Origin of the sequence: uncultured Chloroflexus sp., assembly GCF_938091255.1 — a bacterium.
Classification (GTDB): Bacteria; Chloroflexota; Chloroflexia; order Chloroflexales; family Chloroflexaceae; genus Chloroflexus.
Genome location: NZ_CALLJH010000031.1, coordinates 1 through 7,982, shown reverse-complemented (window position 1 = coordinate 7,982; position 7,982 = coordinate 1). Strand labels below are relative to the sequence as shown.

The 7,982-nt window shown below is 59.6% G+C and carries 8 protein-coding genes and 1 pseudogene; 5 read left to right on the top strand and 4 right to left on the bottom strand.

What is annotated here, in order from left to right; all coding sequences use genetic code 11:
• Nucleotides 1-485 (top strand): annotated as a pseudogene (locus Q1A00_RS11380) (helicase); the annotation flags it as partial.
• Nucleotides 486-490: 5 nt separating this feature from the next.
• Nucleotides 491-1,486 carry a bacterial transcriptional activator domain-containing protein gene (locus tag Q1A00_RS11375; protein WP_299756838.1) on the top strand — a complete coding sequence of 332 codons (996 nt, stop codon included), beginning with the start codon at nt 491-493 and terminating at the stop codon, nt 1,484-1,486.
• Nucleotides 1,487-1,509: 23 nt separating this feature from the next.
• On the opposite strand, the gene Q1A00_RS11370 is transcribed toward Q1A00_RS11375, so the two are convergent.
• Nucleotides 1,510-1,953 (bottom strand): thioesterase family protein, encoded by a 444-nt coding sequence (locus Q1A00_RS11370; protein WP_298406533.1) that lies wholly within the window; start codon nt 1,951-1,953, stop codon nt 1,510-1,512.
• A gap of 136 nt (nt 1,954-2,089) precedes the next feature.
• Here Q1A00_RS11370 and Q1A00_RS11365 point away from each other — a divergent pair, with 136 nt between their 5' ends.
• Entirely contained in the window at nt 2,090-2,461 is a 372-nt protein-coding gene (locus Q1A00_RS11365; RefSeq protein ID WP_298406532.1) for a response regulator, read from the top strand.
• On the opposite strand, the gene Q1A00_RS11360 is transcribed toward Q1A00_RS11365, so the two are convergent.
• Together Q1A00_RS11360 and prfB are read right to left on the bottom strand one after the other, a co-directional pair.
• Nucleotides 2,439-2,948: an HIT domain-containing protein gene (locus Q1A00_RS11360; RefSeq protein WP_298406531.1), complete on the bottom strand. Its 510-nt coding sequence runs from the start codon at nt 2,946-2,948 to the stop codon at nt 2,439-2,441. The two genes, Q1A00_RS11365 and Q1A00_RS11360, sit on opposite strands and share 23 nt — an antisense overlap.
• Nucleotides 2,948-4,052, bottom strand: a protein-coding gene (gene prfB / locus Q1A00_RS11355) for a peptide chain release factor 2 (RefSeq protein ID WP_298406530.1) whose coding sequence is annotated in 2 segments (ribosomal slippage) — nt 2,948-3,982 and nt 3,984-4,052 — 1,104 coding nt in all. Because the reading frame shifts where the segments join, the coding sequence is not laid out codon by codon here. Before prfB ends, Q1A00_RS11360 begins: the two co-directional genes overlap by 1 nt.
• Nucleotides 4,053-4,185: 133 nt before the next feature.
• Between prfB and Q1A00_RS11350 the strand changes: the two genes are divergently transcribed.
• Nucleotides 4,186-5,313: a L,D-transpeptidase gene (locus tag Q1A00_RS11350; RefSeq protein WP_298483253.1), complete on the top strand. Its 1,128-nt coding sequence runs from the start codon at nt 4,186-4,188 to the stop codon at nt 5,311-5,313.
• 48 nt (nt 5,314-5,361) lie between these two features.
• Here Q1A00_RS11350 and Q1A00_RS11345 read toward each other — a convergent pair whose 3' ends face one another.
• Nucleotides 5,362-6,498 carry a peptidoglycan DD-metalloendopeptidase family protein gene (locus Q1A00_RS11345; protein ID WP_298406528.1) on the bottom strand — a complete coding sequence of 379 codons (1,137 nt, stop codon included), beginning with the start codon at nt 6,496-6,498 and terminating at the stop codon, nt 5,362-5,364.
• Nucleotides 6,499-6,937: 439 nt separating this feature from the next.
• Here Q1A00_RS11345 and Q1A00_RS11340 point away from each other — a divergent pair.
• On the top strand, nt 6,938-7,982 hold a 1,045-nt coding region (locus Q1A00_RS11340; protein WP_299756832.1), incomplete at its 3' end, for a class I SAM-dependent DNA methyltransferase.

Below are 7,982 nucleotides of genomic sequence, written 5' to 3'. Positions count from 1 at the left end.
CCCGCGCCGAGCCGCCCGCCCGCGCCGAGCCGCCCACCCGCGCCGAGCCACCCACCCGCGCCGCCCGCGCCAGCGGCAATGCACGTAACCGATACAGCCGGCCACCCGAACGGACACCGGTGCGTAATCAACCTGATCGCTCGCCGCCAGCGCAGCCGGTCAACCCACCGCCGACCGAAGAGCCAACCACGCCCGACGCCGAAGCGATACTGGCCCGTCTGCGCCAACGTCGCTCGCGCGCCGAACCCGCCGCACCGGCTACGCCGCAACCAACCGCTAGCGCCCCGCCGCCCGAACCGCGTTTCCAGCCCGGCGACCGGATCATCTGTATGCCGTATGGAGCCGGTAAAGTGCGCTTCAGCATGTTCAGCGGCGATCGCGAAATCCTCTTGGTTGAGTTTGACGAGTATGGTGAACTGCGCATTGATCCCTCAGTCAACATTGTCCGCCGCCTCCCGCCAGAGGAGCCTGATCAAGATGAGTAGCAGCTATGTCCAATCCTGTCACACTTTACCTGCCGCTCTTGACCCATACCGACCCGCTTGTGCGCCGGCAAGCCACCACTATTCTGCTTACCCACTATGGCAACCGCGCCCTTACCTACCTGCGCCGCTTACTCGACGATCCGGCGCTGAGTGAACAAGCGCGCGCAGCCTTAACCAACATCAGAGACATTACCGGTCTACGGGTCGAGCTTCGCCCATTCCGTGGCATCTACGTGCGCTGCCTTGGCGATTTCCAAGTCTTTATTGACAGCCGCCCAATCGAACCGGATCAATGGGGGCAAAGTGATGGCGGGAAGGCTGGCGGGCGCAAGGTGCAAGGCATCTTCGCCTATCTGGTGCATTGCGGCGCCGGCGGGGCCACGCGCAGCGAGATTGCGGCGGCCATTTGGGGCGGCGCGGCCAGCGCAAGCAGCATAGCCCGTACCCTGACCGCCTTGCGACAAGTGCTACATCAATGCGGCGGCAGTGATCTCGCCACGCATCTACTCCATACCAATCGGCAACGCTGCGCACTCAACAGCGATCTATACCGCAGCGATGCCGACCTGCTAGAGCGGACATTCGATCTCGCTGTCAAAACCGCTGATGAACAGGGCCTTGATGCGGCGCTCTCGTCTTACCAATACGTGCTAGATCTGTACGACGGGCCGTACATGGAGGGAATTGCCGGCGCGCAGCAGTGGGCCGCCGAACGGCGAGCGAGCCTGCTCAGCAAGACGGTGCTATCCGGCGAACGGCTGGCCGCCCATGCTTACGCTATCGGTAACGATCAGCAATGTTTGCACTACTGCCAGCGCGTCTTAAGCCTCGAACCGCGAGCAGCCGCCGTGGTAAACTGGCACTTGCGCGCCAGCCACCGGCTCGGCTTGCCGGTAGAGATGCAGCGCGTCTACCAGCGCTACCTTGCCGCCGCCGGCATCAACCCCCGCCGCAAACGCGACGACCCAGTTGTGCAGCTCTACCACGAATTAGCGGAGTAGAGCGATGAAGAGCCGCGTCGCCGCTACGATTCGGCTAGCCCGCCTTGCAGTTCAGCGACGCGAGTACGAAACTCGTCGCTCACCGGCACACTACGCCCGGCAGCGTAATCGTAGGCCACCAACACCGATTGCGCCGTCGCGATCAGCGCGCCATCGCCAAGGCGGGCAATTGCGTAATCCATGGTAAAACTCTTGCCACCAATCCGGCTAACCCGCACGCCCACCAGCAACTCATCGCCAAAATGGGCCGGCGCTTTGTAACGAATCGTCAGTTCAGCCAGAATAATACCCAACCGATCGAGTGAACCACTCACCAAACGCTGATAATATGCGATCCGAGCCGATTCGAGATACGTCGCATAGACCGCATTATTGACGTGACCAAGCGCATCAAGATCACGAAAGCGCACTTCAATCGGGTAATGAAACGGATATTCGGCCAGCACTGCCGGCACCGGACGAGTCATGCACTTACTCCTCGTATCACTCTTAATTTCCCAACACCTACCCGGTTACTCTCTGGTATAATGGCGCACAACAAACACCGACCTGCTCATGTCCATCCCAACCCCTTCCAAAACCATGACTGACAAGGAAACAGATATGTCAGCAAATAAAGGCACTATCTTCATCATCGATGATGATCTCGGGCTCCAGAGTATCTTATCATTGGCCCTTCGCAATGCCGGCTACGATGTTGTATTAGCCCGTGACGGTCTTGAAGGGCTGCGTATGCTCGAAAACCTCTCACCCAGTCTCGTGTTAAGCGACATCATGATGCCCAACATGGATGGCGTCGAGACGTTCCAGCGCATCAAAGAACGTCTGCAAGACGATGGCATTCCCATTATTCTCATGACGGCACTCAGCCGCAAGCCATGGTTTGCCGATCTTGAGGCTGAAGGCGCTGTCATTATTCAAAAACCGTTCGAGATATCGCATCTCGTCGATCTTATTGAGCGGACGCTGAGCTAAGCGCGGCAAAATGCGGGCGCAGTCGCGTATACGTCTCTTCCAGCGCTTCAGGGATCAGCTTGGTATCACCAATGATCGGCATAAAGTTGGTATCGCCGTTCCAGCGCGGCACAATATGCATATGCAGATGATCGGCGATCCCAGCGCCGGCCACACGCCCCAAATTCATGCCAAGGTTGAAGCCGTGCGGTGCATACTCACCCTGTATGATGGCAACGCACTGTTGCGTTAAGGTAAACAATTCCCCGGCAACGCTACTATCAAGCATCGTAAGATCGGCAACGTGCAGATACGGCACCACCATCAGGTGGGCCGTGTTGTAGGGATAAATATTCATCACCACAAAGCAGTGCTGGCCGCGGTAGAGCACGAACCGCTCACCATCGCTGGCGCTATTGGCAGCAGCCATCACGCAGAACACGCATCCCTCATCAGTTTCACCGCGCTTGATATACCGCATGCGCCACGGCGTATATTTGATCTCCATCACGACTCCTGCACGTTTGCGCGCAAAAAGGCTTCGATAAACGGATCAATATCGCCATCGAGCACAGCTTGGACGTTGCTCGTCTCATAATCGGTGCGATGATCTTTGACCAGCGTTGAGGGGTGGAGGTAATAAGTGCGCATCTGATTCCCGAACGCCGCCTCACGGTACTCACCGCGCAACCGAGCCCGTTCTTCCGCCTGCCGCTGCAATTCGCGTTCGAGCAGGCGGGCGCGCAAAACGCGCAGCGCCATTTCGCGGTTCTGAATCTGCGATCGTTCGTTCTGACACACGACCACAATTCCTGTTGGTAAGTGCGTAATCCGCACCGCCGAGTCGGTGGTATTGACTCCCTGACCGCCATGACCGCCGCTGCGAAAAACATCGATCCGCAGGTCTTCTGGCTTGATCTCCACCTCCGGCGCATCGTCCACTTCTGGCATTACCTCGACGCGGGCAAAGCTTGTTTGGCGGGTATGGGCCGCATTAAAGGGGGAGAGCCGGATCAAGCGATGCACACCGGCTTCGGCGCGGGCATAGCCGTAGGCATACGGGCCACGAATCTCGATGGTTGCACTTTTGATTCCTGCCTCTTCGCCTTCACTTATGTCGATCAGATTGACGGTATAACCACGCCGTTCCGCCCAACGGGTATACATGCGCAACAGCATCGCCGCCCAATCTTGGGCATCGGTGCCACCCATCCCGGCCTGGATCGAAAGAAAGGCATCGCGGTCATCGTAGGGGCCGCTAAGCAACACCTCTAGCTCGCGCTGTTCGACCTCGCGCTGAATAGCGCGCAATTCGGCGGTCAGATCACTGGCCAGCGACTCGTCACCTTCTAACTCGGCCAGCTCGATCAGCTCAGCGAGGCTTGTGATCCGGCGCTCAAGATCGTTCCACAGCGTGACCTCCTCCTTCAAACGGGTCAGCCGCTGCATAATCTCTTGCGCCGCGCGTGGCGTATTCCACAAATCGGGATCGGCGGCGCGTGTTTCGAGCTGTTCGATCTCGGCTTGCTTGGCCGCTAAGTCAAAGATGCCCCCGCAGATTGGCAAACCGCTCGCGGACTGTTTCGAGTTCGTCGTGTAATTCGGTTAACATGATCGCTCCTTAGATGGAAGGTTCCCATCACGTGCGGACATAGCAGCGCTATGTCCCTGCTTTCCCTATGGTACCACAGCTTCGCCTGCCGTATAATAAGTGAAGGCTTCACGTTGAAGAAAGCGGTGCAACGATGCGGTATCTCGCGTTGATAGCCGGAATGATGCTGGCGCTGTGGGGTGCGCCGCTACACGCGCAGAGCAACGCGCTCTATTTTGTCGCCACCGGCCAGCGGCTTGATGACACCTACGGTTTTCTCAGGGTTTGGCGGACCAGCGACGGGCCGCTCACCCTCGGCCAACCGATCAGCGCCCCCTTCCGCGACGGCGAGTTGACGGTGCAATATTTCGAGCGCGGCCGGCTCGAGTTGCATCCGGCCCACGACAATGCGGTGTTACGCGGCCGGGTCGGGGCCGAGTACGCTGCTGCACTGGGCCGCTCGTTCCCCCAACCCACCCTTGCCATCCGTAACGCTCCCGGTCGCCGCTTTTTCGCCGAGACTGGCTACACGCTTGGGCCGCCCTTCCTCGCTTTCTGGGAAGCCCACGGCGCGATCGATGTCTTTGGCCTGCCGATCAGCGAACCGCGCTGGGAATATGTTGGCGGCGCGTTGCGGCAGGTACAGTACTTTGAACGGGCCCGGCTTGAAGTCGATCCGCGTCCCGCCGATCCGGCGAATGCGGTGCGGATCAGCGACTTAGGCCGCGACCTCGCTCGCCTACGCGGCATTGACCTCAGTCCAGTCGCTGCCGGTCAGGCGCTGCCGGTTGATGCCAACGGCCAACCCCAAACGACGCCGCCTGTACCAGCCCCAGCCGCCACGCCTACCCCGGCACCGGCAGCCAGACCGCCGGCTCCCAAACCTACCCAACCGGTCACCCGCACCACCGGCGACAAGCTGATTATCGTTGATCTGAGCGACCAATGGCTCTACGCGCTCGACGGCGACCGCATCGTCTTCGACGCGCCAGTTTCAACCGGACGGGACGGCTTCAACACGCCGGTCGGCTCATTCACCATCTACGCCAAAGTGCGCGAACAGACGATGCGTGGCTGCGCTGGTGGCGAATGCTGGGTCGTGCCCCGCGTCCCGCACGCGATGTATATCGTCGGCGGTGTCGCGCTGCACGGCACCTACTGGCACAACCAATTTGGCACCGGCGTGCGCCGCAGCCACGGCTGCATCAATTTGCCGCTCAAAGCGGCGGCATGGCTCTACGAATGGGCGCCGGTGGGCACGTCGGTGGTAGTGCGGCGGTAAACATATTGCCCCTCTCCCGCGCAACGAGAGAGGGGCTGGGGATGAGAGCTACTCAACCACGAGGGTCATCACTGTCTGCCACGCACCCACATTACCGGCGTTATCAATCGGCTTTACCCGTAACAGATACGTACCGGGCGCCAACGGCGGCACCGTTACGTTTGGATCGCTTACAAACCACTCGCTCTCGCCGTTTGGATCAGGGCCAAGGTACAGCCGATACCCGGCCACACCTGACAACGGATCGCTTGCTGCCAACCATACCAACGTCATCGGTTGATCGCGAGCAATCGTGAGGGTTTGCGGCGTTACCGTCAACACCGGTGGCGAGATGTCATACCCGACCGGCCCATAACTCGCCAAGGTTTGGCGGCCATCAGGCCCCCACGCCCGCACATAGAGCGTATGCCACCCCTCACCTATGTCAGCCAAGCGAGCGTAGCCATCGTAAGCGCCGGGGAACATCGGCGCATCAGCCGGTGGCTCAACATCCCACGCTTGGCTCAGCCCGCCGCCACCCCACGCCACGCGAAAATCGATCTGGTGATCAACGTTATACCATCCCGCCGGCAACACCGCGCTGGTAAACGTCACCACCGGGTCTTGCAGCGACATTGCCACCAACACCTTGCCGCCGTGCTGATTGCAGCCACCGATTTCCGGCAAATCGTAACCCTCGGCGAACTTCAGCGGCACTGACTGCCGTCCGCTCCAGCCATTCGCGCCGGCAGTGTAGGCCGTAAAGTGCAAATGGGGAATACCCGGTGAACCACGATCACCTGCATACCCAAGCACCTCACCAACTGCAAACGCATACCCGCGTTCGGTCGTTACTGGTCGGCTGAGATGGGTATACATTGTAAAAAAGTTATTGCCATGGGCGAGAATAATCGTGCCGCTACGTGCTTCCCAATGCCACAGTGTACCAGATGCCGCCGCGCGAATCGGCGCGTTATAGGTAGGGCCATTCACCTGTGCCAAATCGAGTGAATAGCGATCCCAGCCAGTGTGAGTACCGCAAGCGTATCCCTGAATAATTCGCCATGGTTCGCCGGGTGGCGTGGGAAGGACGAGGATGGGGGCAGCGACGACGGGAAGTGGTTGGGTAACGATCACGAGCATTACGGCGAACAACCAGCTTAACGCAAATAGAGCGCGACGCCGGTGCGTCGAATGCATCATCATGCAGTTGTTCCTCCGGGCGTTGCTCAAACTAGGAGCAAACGCCATTCAACGCGGAATCAGGCCGCCGCACTGCATGTGCGACGGTAGAACAGGACGAACATGGTCCTGTCGCGGAGTGCTGTGTCATATACAACAAGGTATATGACAAATATTGCCAATATCATCTTCGATATGGCACGGCGGCAAGATACCACGAGTCGGCACAATAGTCAAATGCGACACAGAAGGAGCACGCGGCTGATTCCCCCATCCGTCAAGGCACAGACGAGAAATCGTAGAATGTGAAGGGTAAGCCTGCTGTACCCTTACACCCCGACCTCGCGCACCGCCCTCATAGCCTGACAGGGGCAAAAACCCACCACCTGTGCAAGAGTAGAGTATAATACTCCAATCCTACGGAGAATCATTGCTAGCAAGACGACTACCAACTACGCTCGCTATGGATATCCAAACTCTCGAAACTTGGCTATGGGATGCGGCGTGCGTCATTCGCGGCCCGTTGGACGCACCCAAGTTCAAAGATTACATCCTGCCGCTGATTTTCCTCAAGCGCCTTTCAGATGTGTTCGACGATGAGATCAAGCGCCGCGCGCAGGAATTTGGCGGGGAAAAGACTTTGCTCCACTTGCTGGAGCAGGAACGCCAGAGCGGGCATGTGAGCCTTGTGCGCTTTTTTATCCCCGAACACGCCCGCTGGGAGGCGATCCGCCGGCGGACGAGCGGCCTAGGGCAGTATCTAACCGACGCGGTGCGTGCCGTGGCGCGCGAGAATCCATCCTTGGCCGGGGTGATTGACATGGTGGATTTCAACGCCACCGCCGCCGGTCAACGTATCATTTCCGACGAACACTTGGCAGCGCTGATCGAGGTGCTCTCGCGCCATCGGTTGGGGCTGTACGACGTGGAGCCGGATATCCTCGGTCGCGCCTACGAGTACCTGCTGCGCAAATTCGCCGAGAGGCAGGGACAATCGGCCGGCGAGTTCTACACCCCGCGCGAGGTCGGCGTGCTCATGGCGCGCCTGCTGGAGCCGGAGCCGGGGATGAGGGTCTATGACCCGGCCTGCGGTTCGGGCGGCCTGCTCATCAAGTGCCATCTGCGGCTGGTGGAGAGGTTGGGAACAACAGAGAACACGGAGAGCACGCAGAAGTTCTCTGTCAACTCTGTGGTGAAACGCCTTCCCTCCCATATCGAGCCGCTGCACATCTTCGGGCAGGAGAGCAATCCGGCCACCTTCGCTATGGCGTGCATGAACGCCGTCATCCACGACATCGAGGCTGACATCCGTCTTGGCGATACAATGCGCCAGCCCGCCTTTCGCGACACCGCCGGGCGCTTACAGGCCTTTGACCTGATCGCCGCCAACCCGATGTGGAATCAAAAGTTCGGGCAGGAACTCTATGAGAACGACCCGTTCGAGCGATTCCGCGATGGTATCCCGCCCTCTTCCAGCGCCGACTGGGGCTGGCTGCAACACATGCTGG